Source organism: Plastoroseomonas hellenica (assembly GCF_018129085.1).
Taxonomy (GTDB): domain Bacteria; phylum Pseudomonadota; class Alphaproteobacteria; order Acetobacterales; family Acetobacteraceae; genus Plastoroseomonas; species Plastoroseomonas hellenica.
The window spans coordinates 1-16,401 of the sequence record NZ_JAAGBB010000007.1 but is presented as its reverse complement, the minus strand read 5'-3'; the positions used below and the strand labels follow the sequence as shown (position 1 = coordinate 16,401).

Below are 16,401 nucleotides of genomic sequence, written 5' to 3'. Positions count from 1 at the left end.
GCCCCTCCGACGGGGGGCCGGTCCCGCCGGGACCGATCAGCCGGCTGCGGCCGGAACCCCCGCTTCCGCCAGCGCCGCCACCTGGCGCTCCGCGAGGGTGTCCTCGGAGAAATCCGCGACCAGCTCCTGGAACAGCCGGTGCCAATTCACCTCCGCCCGCAGACGCAGGAAGACGCTGCCGAGGCCGATCGCGGCGCGATCCATCAGCGGGAATTCGCGCGGCACCCGCACCGGCCCTGTCCGCTGCAGGCCCTCATGCACCTTCTCCGCGATCTTGCGGCCATAGGCGAGGTCCGGACTCTCCTGGATCGGCCGCACGCGGTCGTCGAGCAGCGGTTCGTAGAGGAACTGCGCCCAGAGGCTCAGCACTTCCCGCGTCTCGCGCTTCAGGTCGCCGAAGCCCCAGATGCGGTAGGCCTCGGCCGCCTTGTCGTCGTCGCCGTCGCGCACTGCCTCGTAGAGCATGATGACACCGCCCACGAAACGCGGCGGGAAGACGCGGATGGTGCCGTAATCCAGCAGGTTGATGCCGAAGCCGTCATTCTCCGGCGCATCGGCATGGACCTGGTAATTGCCGAGATGCGGGTCGCCATGGATGATGCCGTAGCGGTAGAACGGCACGTACCAGGCGCGGAACAGGGCGCGCGCATAAGCGTTGCGCTCCTCAAGCGGCGCATCCTCCTCGAGCCGCGCCTGGATGGGACGGCCTTCGAGCCAGGTCATGGTCAGCAGCCGCTCCGTGGTCAGCGCCTCGACCGGCCGGGGCACGCGCACGCCGGGGACGCCGGCGAGCATCGCGCCATAGAGCCGCATCTGCGCGGCCTCCCGCATATAGTCGAGTTCCTCGCGCAGACGCTCGGCGAGCTCGGCATAGACATCCTCGTGCTGGAGGGTGCTGTCCATGCGCTTGTAGACATTCATCGCGAGCCTGAGCTGCCTGAGATCGGCATCCACCACGCTCGCCATGTCCGGGTATTGCAGCTTGCAGGCGACATCGGTGCCATCCGGCAGCCGCGCGCGATGCACCTGGCCGAGCGAAGCGGCCGCCGCCGCCACCTGCCCGAACTCCGCGTAGCGGGACTGCCATGCGGGCCCGAGCTCGGACTGCATGCGCCGGCGCACGAAGGCCCAGCCCATCGGCGGCGCATTGGCCTGCAAGGTCGCGAGCTCGCGCGCGTATTCCTCCGGCAACATGCCGGGTACGGTCGAGAGGAACTGCGCCACCTTCATCATCGGGCCCTTGAGCCCGCCGAGGATGGTCTTCAGGTCCTCCGCATGCGCCGCCTTGTCGGTCTTGATGCCGAGGAAGCGCTGCCCCGCGACCCGCGCCGCGATGCCGCCGACGGCGCCCGAGGTGCGCGCCATCCGGCGGATCTCGCCGAAGAGGCCGCTGCGCTCCTCAGCCACCGTCGGACGCCAACTCGTCGATGAAGCCCGAGATCACGTCGAGCCCCTTCATCCAGAAGGATGGGTCCGACGCATCCAGGCCGAAGGGCGCCAGCAGCTCCTGGTGGCGGAGCGTGCCGCCGGCGCGAAGCATGTCGAGGTACTTCGCCTGGAAATTCGGCACGGTGCCCTCGTGGTAGACGCCATAGAGCGCGTTCACCAGGCAATCCCCGAAGGCATAGGCGTAGACATAGAAGGGCGAGTGGATGAAGTGCGGGATATACGCCCAGTAGACGCTGTAGTCGGGCGTGAACTCGAAGGCCGGGCCGAGGCTCTCGGTCTGGATCTGCATCCAGATCTCGCCGATGCGCTCGTGGCTGAGCTCGCCCTTGCGGCGCTCCTCGTGCAGCAGGGTCTCGAAGCGGTAGAAGGCGATCTGGCGGACCACCGTGTTCAGCATGTCCTCGACCTTGCCGGCCAGCATCAGCCGCCGCCGCTTCGGATCCTGCTCGGCATCGAGCACGGCGCGGAAGGTCAGCATCTCGCCGAAGACAGAGGCGGTCTCGGCCAAGGTCAGGGGCGTCGAGGACATCAGGTAGCCCTGCTCCGCCGCCAGCACCTGGTGCACGCCATGGCCGAGCTCATGGGCGAGCGTCATCACGTCGCGCGCGCGACCGTGGTAGTTCAGCAGCAGATAGGGATGCGCCGAGGGCACCGTCGGATGCGCGAAGGCGCCGGAAGCCTTTCCCGGCCGCAGCGCCGCATCGATCCAGGGCTTGTCGAAGAAGCGCCTGCCGATCGCCGCGAGATCCGGGCTGAAGGCGGCGTAGCTGGTCAGCACCCGCTCGGTCGCCGCATCCCAGGGGATCAGCGCATCATCCTCATCCGGCAGCGGCGCGTTGCGGTCCCAGTGCTGCAGCTTCTCGAGCCCAAGCCACTTGGCCTTCATCGCGTAGTAGCGGTGCGACAGGCGCGGATAGCTGTCCCGCACCGCGGTGACGAGGGCATCGACCACCTCGTCCTCGACCATGTTGGCGCGATTGCGGGAGGAGCCGGGGCGCGGATAGCGGCGCCAGCCGTCCACGATCTCCTTGTCCTTGGCCAGCGTGTTGGTGATCAGCGAGAACAGGCGCACCCGATCGCCGAAAGCGGCCGAGACGCCCTCCGCCGCCGCCGCGCGCACCGCACGGTCGCGGTCCGACAGCTTGTTGAGCGCGGCCGAGACCGTCTGCTCCTCGCCGGCCACCGCCACCTTCATGGTGGCGACGGTCTCGTCGAACAGGCGGTTCCAGGCGCTCCTGCCCGTCACCTCCTTCTCGTGCAGCAGCTTCTCGGCCTCGTCGGAGAGCTGGTGCGGGCGGAAGACGCGCAGGTCGCGCAGCCAGGGCTGCCAGCGCGCCAGCGCCGCGCTGCCGGCGAGCTTGCCCTCGAGTGCCGCATCCTCCAGCCGGTTCAGCTCCAGCGTGAAGAAGATCATGCGCGAGGAGATCGTGGTGATCCGCTCCTGCATGGACTGGTAGAAGCGCCCGTTCGCGGCGTCCTGCGCATCGCCGGAGAAGATGAGCTGCGCGTAGCTGATGGCGCGGCCCAGCACCTCCTCCATCCGCTCGTATTCCGCGATCGCGGCGGCCAGCGCATCGCCCGTGAGGGTCGCGAGCTTGCCGGCATGGGCGGCCTCGAAGGCACGCGCCTCGGCCTCCACCCGGTCGAGATCGGCCTTCAGGCGCGGATCGTCCGGCGCGGCATAGAGGTCGGAGAGGTCCCAGACCGGAAGCGGTGGCTGCGCGTCGCCGGCGGCGTCGAGCGGGGAACGGGTGAGGCGGGGCGCGGAATGCTGGGTCACGAGTTCCATATAGAGCGCTGAGCGCCGCGGCCAAGCTGCCGTGACGGCCGGTGCCGGCCCGGCGCGGATTGTCATCCGCCCGCCACCCGCCGGATTTGTTACGAGGGCGGAATTCGCCCCTCGGCCGAATTCCGCCCCGCCACGATCTGCTCTAGACGGCGCCGTCCGGGAAACGTCACGGGGACGACATGCCTTATTCGCGGGGCGACTGGCCCACCCTGCCGGCCATGATGCTGGCGCGCGCCCGGGCCTGGGGGCCGAAGCCGCTGTTCCGTTATTGGCGGGGCAGCGCCTGGCAACGGCTGTCCTGGGGCGAATTCGCCCAGCAGGTGGCGGCCCTCGCCGGATTCCTCCGCGCCCAGGGCGTGGCGCCGGGCGACCGGGTGCTGCTGGTGTCCGAGAACCGGCCGGAATTCCCCGTCTCCGACACCGCGATCATGGCGATCGGCGCGGTGACGGTGCCGACCTACACCACCAACACCACCGCCGACCACGCCCATATCAAGGGCGATTCCGGCGCGCGTGCCGCCATCGTCTCTAACCGCCGCCTGGCCGAGCGGGTGCTGGAGGCAGCGGCCGCGACTGGCGGGCTCGACCTGCTGATCGTGATGGAAGATCCGCCACAGACCGAAGGTATCGCTACCTTCCATTGGGCCGAGGCGATCGCGGTGCCGGGCGATCCCCTGATGCTGGAGGCGGAGGCCGAGCAGGCCTCCCGCGAATCCCTCGCCTGCCTGATCTACACCTCCGGCACCGGCGGGCAGCCCAAGGGGGTGATGCTGCCGCACCGGGCGCTGCTGGCCAATCGGGACGGCGTGATCCCGCTGGCCCAGCGCCTTGGCTTCGACGGCAAGCCCTACCTCTCCTTCCTCCCGCTCTCGCACAGCTACGAGCATACGGTGGGCGGCTTCCTGCTGCCTTCGGTCGGGATGGAAGTGGTCTATTCGCGCGGTGCCGACCGCCTGGCGCAGGAATTCACCGAGATCGCGCCCGCCGTCGTCACCGCGGTGCCGCGCCTCTTCGAGGTGCTGCGCGCGCGCATGCTGGCCCAGGTCGAGAAGGATGGCGGGCTGAAGCGGCACCTGTTCGAGCGCACGCTGACGCTCGGGCTGCGGCGCCTGGACGGGCCGCCGCTCGGCCTGATCGAGCGCGTCCAGGATGCGATCCTGGACCGGCTGGTGCGCAGCAAGGTCAGGGCGCGCTTCGGCGGGCGGCTGCAGGCGCTGGTCTCGGGCGGCGCGCGGCTCGACCCGGAGCTCGGTGGCTTCTTCATCGCGCTCGGCCTGCCGGTGCTGCAGGGCTACGGCCAGAGCGAAGCGGGCCCGGTCATCAGCGTCAACCTGCCCTGGGCGAACCGGCGGGAGACGGTGGGGCCGCCGCTTGCCGGCGTCGAGGCCCGGATCGCCCCGGATGGCGAGGTGCTGGTGCGCGGCGACCTGGTCATGCTTGGCTACTGGGGCGCCCCGGCGGCGACCGAGGCGGCGCTGCAGGCGCTGCCGGGCGATCCAGATCCGCGGCCCTGGCTGCACACCGGCGATGTCGGCGCGCTGGATGATGGCTATCTCCGCATCACCGACCGCAAGCGCGACTTCATCAAGACGCTGGGTGGCGACATGGTGAGCCCGGCCAAGGTCGAGGGCCTGCTGATGGCGGAACCCGAGATCGCCCAGGCCGTCATCGCCGGCGAGGGCAGGTCCGCGATCGTCGCGCTGGTGGTCCCGACCGAGGGGCAGGAGAGCAGCGTCGCCGCCGCGATCGAGCGCGTGAACACCCGGCTTTCGACCATCGAGCGCATCCGCCGCTTCGCCGCCGTCTCCCCCTTCACAGTGGAGGACGGCACCCTGACGCCGACCATGAAGGTCAAGCGCCGCATCGTCCTGGACCGCAACGCGCCGCTGGTCGAGAGCCTGCAGAAGGCTTGATTTGTCCTCAATCGCCGGCGCCGGCATCGCCGGCTTGGCTTCCGCGCTGTCAGGGCGCGCCGGCGGGTAAGGTCAGTCGCGCGCGGGGCCGCGTTCGCGGCCCCGGGGCATCGCTGCGCTCGCCCCGCAGAAGCCGATGGCGGCCTCCGGCCGCGGGGATGACCCCGGCTTGGCACGGCGACGTCGGACGGGTCAGGCGGCCGAACCGCACACGCCGCTCGACACCGCGGCGCGCGACGCTCGCAGGCCTCCTGCCTGCCAGCGCCGGCCCTGCCCTTGCCCTCCCCTGCGCAAGGGGGGAGCATGCGCGAGACTGGACAGGGTGAGGAAGCACGGATGGACGCGCTCGCAGGGCTATGGCGGCAGGCGGGGCTCGATGCCCGCGCGCTGGATGCGGTGACGCTGACCGGCGCCGACCCGATCCTGCCCTCCGGCTTCAAGGTCGGAACCGCGGCGCAGGCGACCATCGCCGCGTCGGGCCTGGCCGCCGCCGAGATCCATCGCCGCCGCGGCGGCCCCGCCCAGCGCGTCTCCGTCGCCATGCGCGACGCCGCCATCGAGTTCCGCTCCGAGCATTACTGCGCGGTGAACGGCCAGACCCGTGGCGATGGCTGGGACAGCATCGCCGGCCTCTACCCGACCGGGGATGGCGGCTTCGTCCGCCTGCACACCAATTTTCCGCATCACCGCGCCGGCGTGCTGAAGCTGCTCGGCTGCGCCGGCGAGCGCGAAGCGGTTGCCGCCGCGCTGATGCAATGGGACGCGGTCGCTTTCGAGACCGCCGCCGCCGAGGCCGGCATGGCGGTCTCCGCCGCGCGCGACTTCGCCGCCTGGGACGCGCATCCGCAGGGACAGGCGGTCGCCACTTTGCCGCCGCTGGTGATCGAGCGCATCGGCGACGCACCGCCGCGCCCGCTGCCGCCGCTGGCCGAGCGCCCGCTCGCCGGCATCCGCGTGCTGGACCTGACGCGGGTGATCGCGGGGCCGGTCGCCGGCCGGACGCTGGCCGCCCATGGCGCCGACGTGCTGCACGTCACTGCGCCGCACCTGCCGAGCCTGACCGCGCTCGTCATCGACACTGGCCGCGGCAAGCGCTGCGCCGCGCTCGACCTCCGCGACCCCGACCAGAAGGCGCGCATGGAAGGGCTGGCGCGCGGCGCGGATGTCTTCCTGCAGGGCTACCGCCCGGGGGCGCTGGCCGGGCTCGGATTCGGGCCCGAGCAACTCGCCGCGATGAACCCGGGCATCGTCTGCGTCTCGCTCTCCGCCTATGGCCACCGCGGGCCCTGGGCCGGGCGGCACGGCTTCGATTCGCTGACCCAGACCGCGACCGGCATCAACTGGGCCGAGGCGCGGGCTGCCGGCGAGGTGAAGCCGCGGGTGCTGCCCTGCCAGGTGCTGGACCATGGCTCCGGCTACCTGCTGGCGCTCGGCGCCATGGCGGCGCTGATGCGGCGCGCAGAGGAAGGCGGGTCCTGGCTGGTGCGGGTCTGCCTCGCCGGCACCGGCCACTGGATGCGCGGCCTCGGCCCGCAGCCCGACGGCATGGCGACGCCGGATATCGGGGAGGATCAGGTCCATGACCGGCTGGAGGAGAGCCGGAGCGGCTTCGGTCCGCTGGTCGCGGTGAAGCACGCGGCGGTGCTGGAGCGGACGCCCGCGCATTGGGCGCTGCCGTCGATGCCGCTCGGCAGCCACACTGCGGAATGGGCATCCTGACGGTCGTTGAAGCGCCCGCCCCGCCTGCCTATCATCCAGGCATGAGCAGCAGCCTGAAGACGCAAGCCGCCCGCCCCGCACCGAAGCGGCCCGCCGCTTCGAAGAAGGCGGTCAGCGCCCGGCGCAGGGTGCCGACGGATGCCGAGCTCCGCGCCGAGATCCGGCGCCTGAAGCGCGCCATCGACGCCAATCTCGACGAGATCGAACGCAATCTGAAGCTCTGATCCGCCGTGGGCCTGCTGGCGGATATCGCGACGCTCTTCGCCTCGGTGCATCGGCTGACCGAGGCCGAGAAGGCGCTGTCGCGCCATGGCGCCGAGATGCGCGCGGCACATGAGGCGCTGCGGGCCGAGATCGCCGGCCTGTCGGAACGCATCGCCCGCATCGAGCAGCGCCTCGACGACCAGGCGGGGGTGACCGCGGCGACGGCGCGGGAAGCCGCCTCCGGCGCCGTGGCCGGGGCGCTCGCCGCGCTCGGCGAGAGGCTGGTCCGGCTGGAGCTGGCGGCTCCGCCGCCGGCATCGCGGCGGGGCCGCGCCCTGCCGCCGCCCGCAGAGGAGTGAGCCGGCCCGCGATCCGGCCCGCCCTCCGGAAATCTAACGCTTTTCTAATCCGTATCCGGCACTCTGACGGTTGATCCCGGGACAGGGAGAGCACGGGAATGGCGAGCGAAGGGAGCGAGCGGCGGCAGCGAGCGCGCCCGGCCTTGTCGCTGCGGCCCCCGCAGCCGCTCCCCACACCCCCGGCCGACCCGGCCGCGCTTTCCACGGCCGATCTCGAGACCCGCATGCTCAGGCTGGAGACCGCGCTCGAGCGCATGTCGCATGGGGTCTGCTTCTTCGACGGCCAGCAACGCCTGATCCTCGCCAACCAGCGCTATGCGGAGCTCTACGACCTGGCGCCGGAGAGCATCCGGCCGGGCATGATGCTGCGGGAGGTCATCGACCTCCGCTTCCAGGCCGGCAGCTTCCCGGAAATGACCCCGGAGGAATACTGGGTCTGGCGCAAGGAAGTCGCCACCCGCAACGAGCCCTCCGAGAGCGTGGTCGAGATGCGGAACGGCCGGACCATCGTCATCAAGCATCAGCCCATGCCGGATGGCGGCTGGGTCGCGACGCATGAGGACATCACGGAGCAGCAGCGCAGCGCCGCGCGGATCGCCCATATGGCGCATCACGACGCCCTCACCGGCCTCGCGAACCGGGTGCTGTTCCGCCAGGCGCTCGAGGATGCCTGCATGCCGGGTGCCGCCGAGGCGGGACCTGCCCTGCTCTGCATCGACCTCGACCGGTTCAAGCACGTCAACGACACGCTCGGGCATCTCCATGGCGATCTCCTGCTGCGGGCGGTCGCCGGGCGGCTGCAGTCACTGGCGGTGGAGGGCGACACCATCGCCCGGCTGGGCGGGGACGAATTCGCCATCATCCGCAGGCGGTCGGGCGCATCCGATGCCGCCGACCTCGCCCGAAGCATCATCGATGCCCTCGGCCAGTGCTTCGAGCTGGATGGCAACCGTGCCAACATCGGCGCGAGCGTCGGCATCGCGCTGGCATCCGGCGACGGCCCGGGCCCGGATGCGCTGCTCCATGATGCCGATGTCGCCCTCTACCAGGCCAAGGCCGCCGGGCGCGGCTCCTACCGCTTCTTCGAGGCGGAGACGAATCTGCGCATGCAGGTGCGGCACAGCCTGGAGCACGACCTGCACCGGGCGCTCGACGAGGGTGCGCTGGAACTCCACTACCAGCCGCTGGTGGCGGTGCCGGACCGGCAGATCCTTGGCTTCGAGGCCCTGCTCCGTTGGCGGCATCCGGAGCGCGGCATGATCATGCCGCAGACCTTCATCCCGCTGGCGGAAGCCGCCGGCCTGATCGTGCCGATCGGCGATTGGGCGATCCGCACCGCCTGCGCAGAGCTCGCCAGCCTCCCCGGCCGGCCGAAGCTGTCGGTCAACGTCTCCCCCCTGCAGCTCACAGCCCGCTTCCCGGCCAGCGTCGCCGCGGCCCTGAAGGCCGCCGGCCTCGAGCCCGCGCGGCTCGAGCTCGAGATCACGGAGACCGCGATGCTGCGAGAGACGGAGGCGACGCTGACCGTCCTGCACGGCCTGCGCAACCTTGGCGTCGGCATCGCCATGGATGATTTCGGAACCGGCTTCTCCTCGCTCAGCGCCCTGAAGCGCTTCCCGTTCACCCGGGTCAAGATCGACCAGGTCTTCGTCCGCAACCTGGGCGAGGTGCCGGAAAGCGCGTCCCTGCTCCGGGCGATCGTCGAGCTCTGCAAGGTGCTGCGGATGGCGACCACCACCGAAGGCATCGAGACGGAGGAGCAGTTCGCAGCCGTCGCCGCGAGCGGCAGCACGGAGGCGCAGGGCTACCTGTTCGGCCGTCCAATGCCGATCCGCCAGGCCACGCTGCTCCTGGAGCGTGATGACTTGAGGCCGACGGGCCGAAAACTCTGAATCACGAGGTCAGGCAAAAGACCGGCCGCAGGCGGGCCAGGCTCGACCTACATCCCGAGCGCGCGGCGGTAGAGGTCGAGCAGCGTCTCCATCTCCTCCACATCGGCCGGCTCCTGCTTGCGGATGCGGATCACCTGCCGGATCACCTTCACGTCGAAGCCGGCGCTCTTGGCCTCGGCATAGATGTCCTTGATGTCGTCGCCGAGGGCCTTGCGCTCCTCCTCCAGACGCTCGATGCGCTCGATGATCGAGCGCAGCCGGTCGGCCGCGATGCCGCCGACGTCGCTATCCTGGTTCTTCTCGGCGGTCTCGGACATGGGGCTACTCCTCGAAGCTGGGGGCGCGGGTCTAGCCCGGCGCGGCCCCCGGCTCAATGCCCGTGCCCGGATTTGGCGAAGGCGGCCTTCTGGTCCGGGCTGGCCTCCTTCTGATGCTTCGCCTGCCATTCCTTGTAAGGCATGCCGTAGACGATCTCCCGCGCCTCCGGGTCGGTCAGCGGCACGGACCGCGCCTCGGCCGCTTCCCGGTACCAGCGCGACAGGCAGTTCCGGCAGAAGCCCGCGAGGTTCATCAGATCGATGTTCTGCACATCGCTCCGTTCCCTGAGGTGCTCGACCAGGCGACGGAAGGCGGCGGCTTCCAGTTCGGTGCGGGTGGCTGCGTCGATCTCGGGCATGGGCGGGCTCTCCCTTGTGCGTTGAGCGGCCGATTCAGGCCTCCGGGCCATTCGGCCCTCCGGCCATCGGGCGCTTTTCGTCGGGCGATAGATGGTCCACGGCGCGGCGCTTCGCCATAGTGGCACCGAACACGGAGGAAGCGATGGGGTGGAGTGACGAGGCGGCGCGGGCGGTGCTGGGGCGGGTCTTCGATGCCGCGGTGAAGGCGGCCGATCCGCGTGCCGTGCTGGCGGTCCACCTGCCGGAGAAGCCCGCGGGCGGCCGCGTCATCGTGCTTGGCGCCGGGAAATCGGCGGCGCTGATGGCCCAGGCGGTCGAAGCGGCCTGGCCGGACCTGCCGCTCTCCGGCCTTGTCGTCACCCGCTACGGCCATGCGGTGCCGACGGAGCGGATCGAAGTCGCGGAATCCTCCCACCCCGTCCCAGACGAGGCCGGCGCCGCTGCCGCGGCGCGCCTGCTGGCGCTCGCAGGGGAGGCACGCGAAGGCGACCTGGTGCTGTTCCTGGTCTCGGGCGGCGGGTCGTCGCTGATCACCCTGCCGGCGCCGGGGCTGACGCTCGAGGAGCTGAAGGCGGTGAACCGCGCCCTGCTCGCCTCCGGTGCCACCATCCATGAGATGAACGTGATCCGCCGCCATCTCTCGGCGATCTCAGGCGGGCGGCTGGCGGCGGCGGCGCATCCGGCTGTCGTGGTGACGCTCGCGATCTCGGACGTGCCCGGCGATGACCCGGCGGTCATCGCCTCCGGCCCTACCGTCCCCGATCCCTCGACCTTCGCGGAGGCACGCGCCCTGGTCGCGCATTACCGCATGGCGCTGCCGCCGGCCGCTGCGGCCCATCTCGCCGCGGCGGCCGAGGAGACGCCGAAGCCCGGCGACCCACGCCTCGGCACCCCCGACTACCGCTTCATCGCGACGCCGCAGATGGCGCTGCTGGCCGCGGCCACGGAGGCCCGCGCCTCCGGCCTCACGCCGCTGATCCTGGGCGATGCGCTGGAGGGGGAGGCACGCGGCCTCGGCCTGGCGCTCGCCGGCATCGCGCGGGCGGTCCGCGCGCATGGCCACCCCCTGCCCGCGCCCTGCCTGCTGCTCTCGGGCGGCGAGACCACGGTCACGATCGGCCCGGACGGCGCTGGGCGTGGCGGGCGCAACACCGAATGCCTGCTCGGCCTGGCGGTCGCGCTGGAGGGGATACCCGGCATCTGGGCGCTGATGGGCGACACCGACGGCATCGACGGCACCGAGGATGCGGCAGGCGCCGTCGCGGCGCCGGACAGCCTGGCCCGGGCGCGGGCGGCGGGGCTCGATCCGCGTGCGGTGCTGGCGAAGCATGACAGCTACGGATTGTTCGCCGCGATCGGCGACCTGGTGCGCACCGGGCCGACCCTGACCAATGTCAATGATCTCAGGGCCGTATTGGTAACTTAACAAAAGTAAGAAACAAAACCATCATTGGGGGATTCGCTTATGTCGATTAAGATAAGCCCATGCGCGATCCCTCCCTCCGTGATCCGGCCCTTGAGGCCATCCTCGGCCAGCGCGGCGCGGTCACCCGCATCGCCCAGGGCCTCGGCATCTCCACCGCCGCCGTCTCGCAATGGCGTCGGGTGCCCGACGACCGGGTGCTCGAGGTGGCCCGTATCCTCGGCGTCACGCCCCAGGACGTCCGCCCCGACCTCGCCCCGGAGGATGCCGAACAGGCCGCCCAGAACCCGCGCCCGGCGCCCCGCTTCGAAGGCGTCGCCCGCATGAGCGGTCGCATCCCGATGCGGCGTCACCGCCGCACCAAGATGATCGCGACCCTCGGCCCCGCCTCCTCCACCCCCGAGATCATCGAGCGCCTCTACCGCGCCGGCGCCGACGTCTTCCGCCTCAACTTCTCCCACGGCTCCCATGAGGACCACGCGGCCCGCATCGCCATCATCCGGGAGGTGGAAGCCAAGGTTGGCCGCCCGATCGGCATCCTGGCCGACGTCCAGGGCCCGAAGCTCCGCGTCGGCCGCTTCGCCGGCAGCCGCGTGCATCTGCAGACCGGCAAGCCCTTCCGCCTCGATCTCAATCCGACGCCGGGCGATGCGACCCGGGTGCAGCTTCCGCATCCCGAGATCATCAGTGCGGCGCAGATCGGCACCACCCTGCTGCTGGATGACGGCAAGCTCCGGCTCCGCGTCCTCCGCAAGCGGGAGGATCACCTGGAAACCGAGGTGGTGGTCGGCGGCCCCCTCTCCGACCGCAAGGGCGTCAATGTCCCGGACGTGGTGCTGCCGATCCCGGCGCTGACCGTGAAGGACCGCGAGGACCTGGCCTTCGTGCTGGAGCAGGGCGTCGAATATATCGGCCTCTCCTTCGTGCAGCGACCGGAGGACGTGGCCGAGGCCCAGGCGATCGCCGCCGGCCGCGCCTGGATCATGGTGAAGATGGAGAAGCCGCAGGCGGTCGAGAATCTCGACGGCATCCTGGCCCTGGCCGATTGCGTGATGGTCGCGCGCGGCGATCTTGGCGTCGAATGCCCGCCGGAGGAGGTGCCGCTGATCCAGAAGCGCATCGTCCGCGCCGCGCGCGCCCTCGGCAAGCCGGTGGTGGTCGCGACCCAGATGCTGGAGAGCATGATCACCGCCCCGGCGCCGACCCGCGCCGAAGCCTCGGACGTTGCGACCGCGGTGTTCGACGGCGCCGACGCGGTGATGCTCTCGGCCGAGACCGCCGCCGGCCAGTACCCTTATGAGGCGGTCAACATGATGGACCGCATCGTCGCCCGGGTGGAGCAGGACCCGGATTGGCGCGCCCAGACCGATGCGCGCCGGCCGGTGCCGGAGCATTCCTCGGCCGGCGCGATCGCGACCGCGGCGCGCCAGGTGGCGGATACCATCGGCGCGGAGGCGATCGCGACCTTCTCCTCGACCGGCTCCACCACGCTCCGCGTTGCGCGGGAACGCCCGGCCTCGCCGATCCTCGGCCTGACCGCGAGCGAGACGACGGCGCGGCGCATGGCGGTGATCTGGGGCGTCCACCCGCTGGTGGTGAACGAGATCCATTCGATGACGGAGATGGTCGCCCGCGCCTGCCGGGCTGCCCAGGCGGAAGGCTTCGCCACCGCGGGCGACGAGGTGGTGGTGACGGCGGGCGTGCCCTTCGGCACGCCGGGCACCACCAACGCGCTCCGCGTCGCGACCGTGAAGTAGTCCCGCTCCGGGCTGATCAACTGGGCGAACGGCCGAAGGTCATGCGCCAGTAGCCGATCGTGCAGGCGATCCACTGCGGCATGTTGGGCGCGGTCTGTAGGGAGGCCACGGATCCCGCCAGTTCCTCGGCGGTCGCGCCCAGCGATGGAGCGCCGGAGGCGCGCATCACCTTGGCACCGAGCGCGGCGCATTGGCCGGCCCGCATTTCCATCAGCAGCGGCACCGCAAACACCACGCCGGCCGCCACGAGAAGCCACAGGATAATCCGGCCCATTCTTCGCCCTTGCATGTGACTGGCTGCGTCTCAGCCTAGAGCAGATCTCGGTGTGCCGGAATCACGTGACCGGGTGCCGATGCCGCAATCCTGATCAGGCGGCCGCTTTGCCCGCCGCCTGCCGCTCCTTCGCCAGCAGCTCGCGCTTGCGCTCGACGCCCCAGCGGTAGCCGGTCAGGTCGCCATTCTTGCCGACCACCCGATGGCAGGGAATCGCGAGGCCGACCGGGTTGCGGGCGCAGGCGCGCGCCACCGCGCGGGTCGCATCCGGCCGGCCGAGGCTGGCCGCGAATTCGGCATAATGCCGGGTCTCGCCGAAGGGGATGCGAGCCAGCCCCTCCCAGACCTGGCGCTGGAAGGCGGTGCCGCGCAGGTCGAGCGGCAGCGCGAGCGCCGCCCGCGGCTCCTCGATGAAGGCAACCACCTGCTGCACGATGGCAGCGAGCGCGGCATCGGCGGGCTCGATCCGGGCGCGAGGGAAGCGCGACGCCAGATCGCCGCGCAGCGCGTCCTCTCCCTCCCCGAAGCCGATGAAGCAGACGCCCTTGCCGGTGGCGCCGACCAGCAACGGGCCGAGCGCGCTCTCGGCGAGCGACACGCGGATCACCTCGCCCTCCCCGCCCCGCCGCGCAGCACCCGGCGTCATGCCCAGCACCCGGGAGGGCTGCTCATAGACGCGGCTCTCGCTGCCATAACCCGCCCCGGCCACGGCATCGACGACGCGGGCACCCTCCGCCAGGGCGGCGGAGAGGCGGCGGGCGCGCACGCTCTCGGCATAGCTGCGCGGCGTCACGCCGGTGATGTCGCGGAACATGCGCAGGAAATGATGCTTGGCGTATCCGGCATGGGCGGCGAGGCGCTCGAGGCCGGGCATCGCCTCCTCCTGCTCGATCAGGTCGCAGGCGGCGGCGACGGCGGCGGCATGCAGCGCGGCACGTTCGCCCTTCGGGTCGCAGCGGCGGCAAGCGCGGAAGCCGGCGGCTTCGGCAGCCGGCACATCGGCGAAGAAACGGGTGTTCTTCCGGAGCGGCGGGCGCGAGGGGCAGCCAGGCCGGCAGAAGACGCCCTGGGTCGTCACCGCATAGAGAAAGGGTGCCAGCGGCGGCGCCGGGTCACGGGCCAGCACGGCCCGCCAGCGGGCTTCGTCGGTATCGAGGGGAAGAAGGGCGTCAGGCATGGCCTCTTGTCGCATCCGGCCGCTCCCGGAAACCATCTGAGCGTTGCTTTCGTACGGGATATGGGGCCGGCCGGCCCGGTGCGCAGACCAAACCCCGCGGCCGCAGGCCGCCACCCGTTTCGGCGGCGGCGAGGCGGAGCCGATGCCCCGAGGCCGCGAACGCGGCCCGCGCGCGGCCGACCGCACCCACCGGTGCTCCGCCGACAGCGCGAAAGCCAAGCAGCCGGAGGCTGCGCCGGCGCCTGAGGCCAATATTACGTGGCGTCCCCTTCGGCCTTGCGGCGCAGCTCCCGCAGGCGCTGTTCGCCGCCGCGCAGCTTGGGGTGGAGGGCGAGAGCCGCCTGGAAACTGCGCAGCGCCGCCGCCGCGTCGCCCCGCTCCTCCTGGATCTGGGAGAGGGTGATCAGAGCGGGGAAATGGCGCGGCTCCAGCCGCAGCGCCTCCCGGAGGTCGCGCGCGGCCGCCTCGGTGTCGCCGCCCGTCGCATAGGCCTGGGCCCTGAGGTTCCAGAGCTCCGCCGCCCCCGGTTCCAGGGTGATGGCGGCGTCGAAATCCTCCAGCGCCTCCTCCGGCGCGCGGGCCTGCATGTTGCGCAGCCCGCGGCGGATCAGCAGCGCCACGGCCGCGGTCACGTTCTCCTGCCAGAGGGTCCGGATGCGGGCTTCGACCAGGGCTGCCCCGGCCTCGTCCGGGGCGTCGCGCAGCGCCTCGAACAGGCGGTCGAGCTCCTGCTGCCGGCTCTCGGCCGCCGAAGCCCGCGGCGCCGGGGACGGCGCCTGGCGGGGTGCCTGGGCCAAGGCGGCAGGCGAGGCGAGCAGCAGGAACAGCAGGGTGCGGCGCATGCGCCGATGTTCCGCCCGGGGCCGGCCCCGGCGCAAGCCCGGCAAGCGGCGGAGCCGATCAGACCTCGCGGCGCGGCGCTGGAGCGCGTGATTCACGCCGCCCGGCTCAGCGTGCAGGACCTCGGCACCGACCTCGCGCAGCCTGCCACAGTCCCGCCGCCATTCCAGGGTCAGCATGAGGCCTCGGCGGCAATCAGCTCAGCAATGTGGTCGGAGGATCGGGGCATGCGTGACGCCTTGGCTGTCTCCCGTCGCGGGCTGCTCGTCGGCGCGGCGCTGGGGCTGGCCGGCTCGGCGCGTGGTGCGGTGCCCGATGCCGCGCTGCTGGTTGGGCCGGGGCCAGAGGATGCAGCGAGCTTCCGCTGGCTGCAGCGGCTCGGCGCCGGGTTGGGGCGCGCCCTGCCGCAGGCGACGGCGTTCCGGGTGCAGGCGGTGGGTGGGGCCGACGGCGTCACCGCGGCCAACCGCTTCGCGACCGAGGCGGAACCGGATGGCCGCTCCCTCCTCGCCTTCGCGCCGGGAGCGGCGCAGGCGCGGCTGATCGGGGATGGACGCGCGAAATACGATTGCGGCACCTGGCTCGCGGTCTGCGGCGGCACGCAGCCGGCGGCGCTGCTGGTGCGGCGGCAGCCGGCGCCGGGCGTCGCACTACGCGTCGCGACGCCCGGCGCCGAGGCGCCGGAGACCGCCGCGATGCTGGCGCTCGACCTGCTCGGGCGGCCGGCCACGCCGGTTCTGACACCGACACCGGAGGCTGCCTTCGCGTCCGGTGCTGCCGATGCCTTCCTGGCCAGCGGCCCTGCCCTCGCGGCCCGCGCCCGCGCGCTCGACGCCGAGATCGCCTTCGCGGCGGAGCCCGGCGGCGGCGGGCGCGACCCCCTGCTGCCCGAGGTGCCGGTGCTGCCCGAGCTCCGCGCCGAGCTGCC

At 71.7% G+C, this 16,401-nt stretch carries 14 protein-coding genes and 1 pseudogene; 8 read left to right on the top strand and 7 right to left on the bottom strand.

Annotation, left to right across the window (positions count from 1 at the left end; genetic code table 11):
* Positions 1-36: 36 nt before the first annotated feature.
* A complete protein-coding gene (locus tag GXW71_RS07400; protein WP_367617264.1) occupies positions 37-1,407 on the bottom strand; it encodes an ABC1 kinase family protein in 1,371 nt (456 codons plus the stop codon).
* On the bottom strand, positions 1,400-3,304 hold the full coding sequence (locus GXW71_RS07395) for a M3 family oligoendopeptidase (protein WP_211851781.1): 1,905 nt from the start codon (positions 3,302-3,304) through the stop codon (positions 1,400-1,402). Before GXW71_RS07395 ends, GXW71_RS07400 begins: the two co-directional genes overlap by 8 nt.
* 113 nt (positions 3,305-3,417) lie before the next feature.
* Between GXW71_RS07395 and GXW71_RS07390 the strand changes: the two genes are divergently transcribed.
* From GXW71_RS07390 to GXW71_RS07370, 5 genes are all read left to right on the top strand, one after another.
* Positions 3,418-5,151, top strand: coding sequence for an AMP-dependent synthetase/ligase (locus GXW71_RS07390; protein WP_211851780.1), 1,734 nt, complete (start codon positions 3,418-3,420; stop codon positions 5,149-5,151).
* 336 nt (positions 5,152-5,487) lie between these two features.
* Positions 5,488-6,870, top strand: coding sequence for a CoA transferase (locus GXW71_RS07385; RefSeq protein WP_211851779.1), 1,383 nt, complete (start codon positions 5,488-5,490; stop codon positions 6,868-6,870).
* A gap of 41 nt (positions 6,871-6,911) precedes the next feature.
* Positions 6,912-7,094: a hypothetical protein gene (locus GXW71_RS07380; protein WP_211851778.1), complete on the top strand. Its 183-nt coding sequence runs from the start codon at positions 6,912-6,914 to the stop codon at positions 7,092-7,094.
* Positions 7,095-7,100: 6 nt separating this feature from the next.
* Positions 7,101-7,433, top strand: a complete 333-nt coding sequence (locus tag GXW71_RS07375; protein ID WP_211851777.1) for a hypothetical protein — start codon at positions 7,101-7,103, stop codon at positions 7,431-7,433.
* Between the two features lie 98 nt (positions 7,434-7,531).
* Complete coding sequence (locus tag GXW71_RS07370) at positions 7,532-9,325, top strand: putative bifunctional diguanylate cyclase/phosphodiesterase (RefSeq protein ID WP_211851776.1); 1,794 nt, start codon at positions 7,532-7,534, stop codon at positions 9,323-9,325.
* A 47-nt stretch (positions 9,326-9,372) separates the two neighbouring features.
* On the opposite strand, the gene GXW71_RS07365 is transcribed toward GXW71_RS07370, so the two are convergent.
* A complete protein-coding gene (locus GXW71_RS07365; protein ID WP_211851775.1) occupies positions 9,373-9,642 on the bottom strand; it encodes a DUF2312 domain-containing protein in 270 nt (89 codons plus the stop codon).
* Between the two features lie 53 nt (positions 9,643-9,695).
* Entirely contained in the window at positions 9,696-10,001 is a 306-nt protein-coding gene (locus GXW71_RS07360) for a DUF1244 domain-containing protein (protein WP_211851774.1), read from the bottom strand.
* Between the two features lie 143 nt (positions 10,002-10,144).
* On the opposite strand from GXW71_RS07360, the gene GXW71_RS07355 reads away from it, so the two are divergent.
* Both GXW71_RS07355 and pyk read left to right on the top strand, forming a co-directional pair.
* Positions 10,145-11,428, top strand: a complete 1,284-nt coding sequence (locus tag GXW71_RS07355) for a glycerate kinase type-2 family protein (protein WP_211851773.1) — start codon at positions 10,145-10,147, stop codon at positions 11,426-11,428.
* A gap of 320 nt (positions 11,429-11,748) precedes the next feature.
* Positions 11,749-13,182, top strand: coding sequence for a pyruvate kinase (gene pyk / locus GXW71_RS07350; protein ID WP_211851941.1), 1,434 nt, complete (start codon positions 11,749-11,751; stop codon positions 13,180-13,182).
* Between the two features lie 16 nt (positions 13,183-13,198).
* Here pyk and GXW71_RS07345 read toward each other — a convergent pair whose 3' ends face one another.
* From GXW71_RS07345 to GXW71_RS07335, 3 genes are all read right to left on the bottom strand, one after another.
* Entirely contained in the window at positions 13,199-13,456 is a 258-nt protein-coding gene (locus tag GXW71_RS07345; RefSeq protein ID WP_211851772.1) for a hypothetical protein, read from the bottom strand.
* 94 nt (positions 13,457-13,550) lie between these two features.
* The gene (gene ada / locus GXW71_RS07340) at positions 13,551-14,633 is read right to left on the bottom strand and encodes a bifunctional DNA-binding transcriptional regulator/O6-methylguanine-DNA methyltransferase Ada (RefSeq protein WP_211851771.1); all 1,083 of its coding nucleotides are present in this window, start codon (positions 14,631-14,633) and stop codon (positions 13,551-13,553) included.
* A gap of 254 nt (positions 14,634-14,887) precedes the next feature.
* On the bottom strand, positions 14,888-15,475 hold the full coding sequence (locus GXW71_RS07335; RefSeq protein WP_211851770.1) for a tetratricopeptide repeat protein: 588 nt from the start codon (positions 15,473-15,475) through the stop codon (positions 14,888-14,890).
* A gap of 225 nt (positions 15,476-15,700) precedes the next feature.
* Here GXW71_RS07335 and GXW71_RS07330 point away from each other — a divergent pair.
* Positions 15,701-16,401, top strand: a pseudogene (locus GXW71_RS07330) (hypothetical protein); the annotation flags it as partial.

What these genes read in the sequence shown, in the direction of transcription:
- GXW71_RS07385 (WP_211851779.1), top strand. Translation starts at nt 5,488, where the DNA reads ATGGACGCGCTCGCAGGGCTATGGCGGCAGGCGGGGCTCGATGCCCGC.
- GXW71_RS07355 (WP_211851773.1), top strand. Translation starts at nt 10,145, where the DNA reads ATGGGGTGGAGTGACGAGGCGGCGCGGGCGGTGCTGGGGCGGGTCTTC.
- pyk (WP_211851941.1), top strand. Translation starts at nt 11,749, where the DNA reads ATGAGCGGTCGCATCCCGATGCGGCGTCACCGCCGCACCAAGATGATC.
- ada (WP_211851771.1), bottom strand. Translation starts at nt 14,633, where the DNA reads ATGCCTGACGCCCTTCTTCCCCTCGATACCGACGAAGCCCGCTGGCGG.
- GXW71_RS07360 (WP_211851774.1), bottom strand. Translation starts at nt 10,001, where the DNA reads ATGCCCGAGATCGACGCAGCCACCCGCACCGAACTGGAAGCCGCCGCC.
- GXW71_RS07390 (WP_211851780.1), top strand. Translation starts at nt 3,418, where the DNA reads ATGCCTTATTCGCGGGGCGACTGGCCCACCCTGCCGGCCATGATGCTG.
- GXW71_RS07365 (WP_211851775.1), bottom strand. Translation starts at nt 9,642, where the DNA reads ATGTCCGAGACCGCCGAGAAGAACCAGGATAGCGACGTCGGCGGCATC.
- GXW71_RS07380 (WP_211851778.1), top strand. Translation starts at nt 6,912, where the DNA reads ATGAGCAGCAGCCTGAAGACGCAAGCCGCCCGCCCCGCACCGAAGCGG.
- GXW71_RS07335 (WP_211851770.1), bottom strand. Translation starts at nt 15,475, where the DNA reads ATGCGCCGCACCCTGCTGTTCCTGCTGCTCGCCTCGCCTGCCGCCTTG.
- GXW71_RS07345 (WP_211851772.1), bottom strand. Translation starts at nt 13,456, where the DNA reads ATGGGCCGGATTATCCTGTGGCTTCTCGTGGCGGCCGGCGTGGTGTTT.
- GXW71_RS07395 (WP_211851781.1), bottom strand. Translation starts at nt 3,304, where the DNA reads ATGACAATCCGCGCCGGGCCGGCACCGGCCGTCACGGCAGCTTGGCCG.
- GXW71_RS07370 (WP_211851776.1), top strand. Translation starts at nt 7,532, where the DNA reads ATGGCGAGCGAAGGGAGCGAGCGGCGGCAGCGAGCGCGCCCGGCCTTG.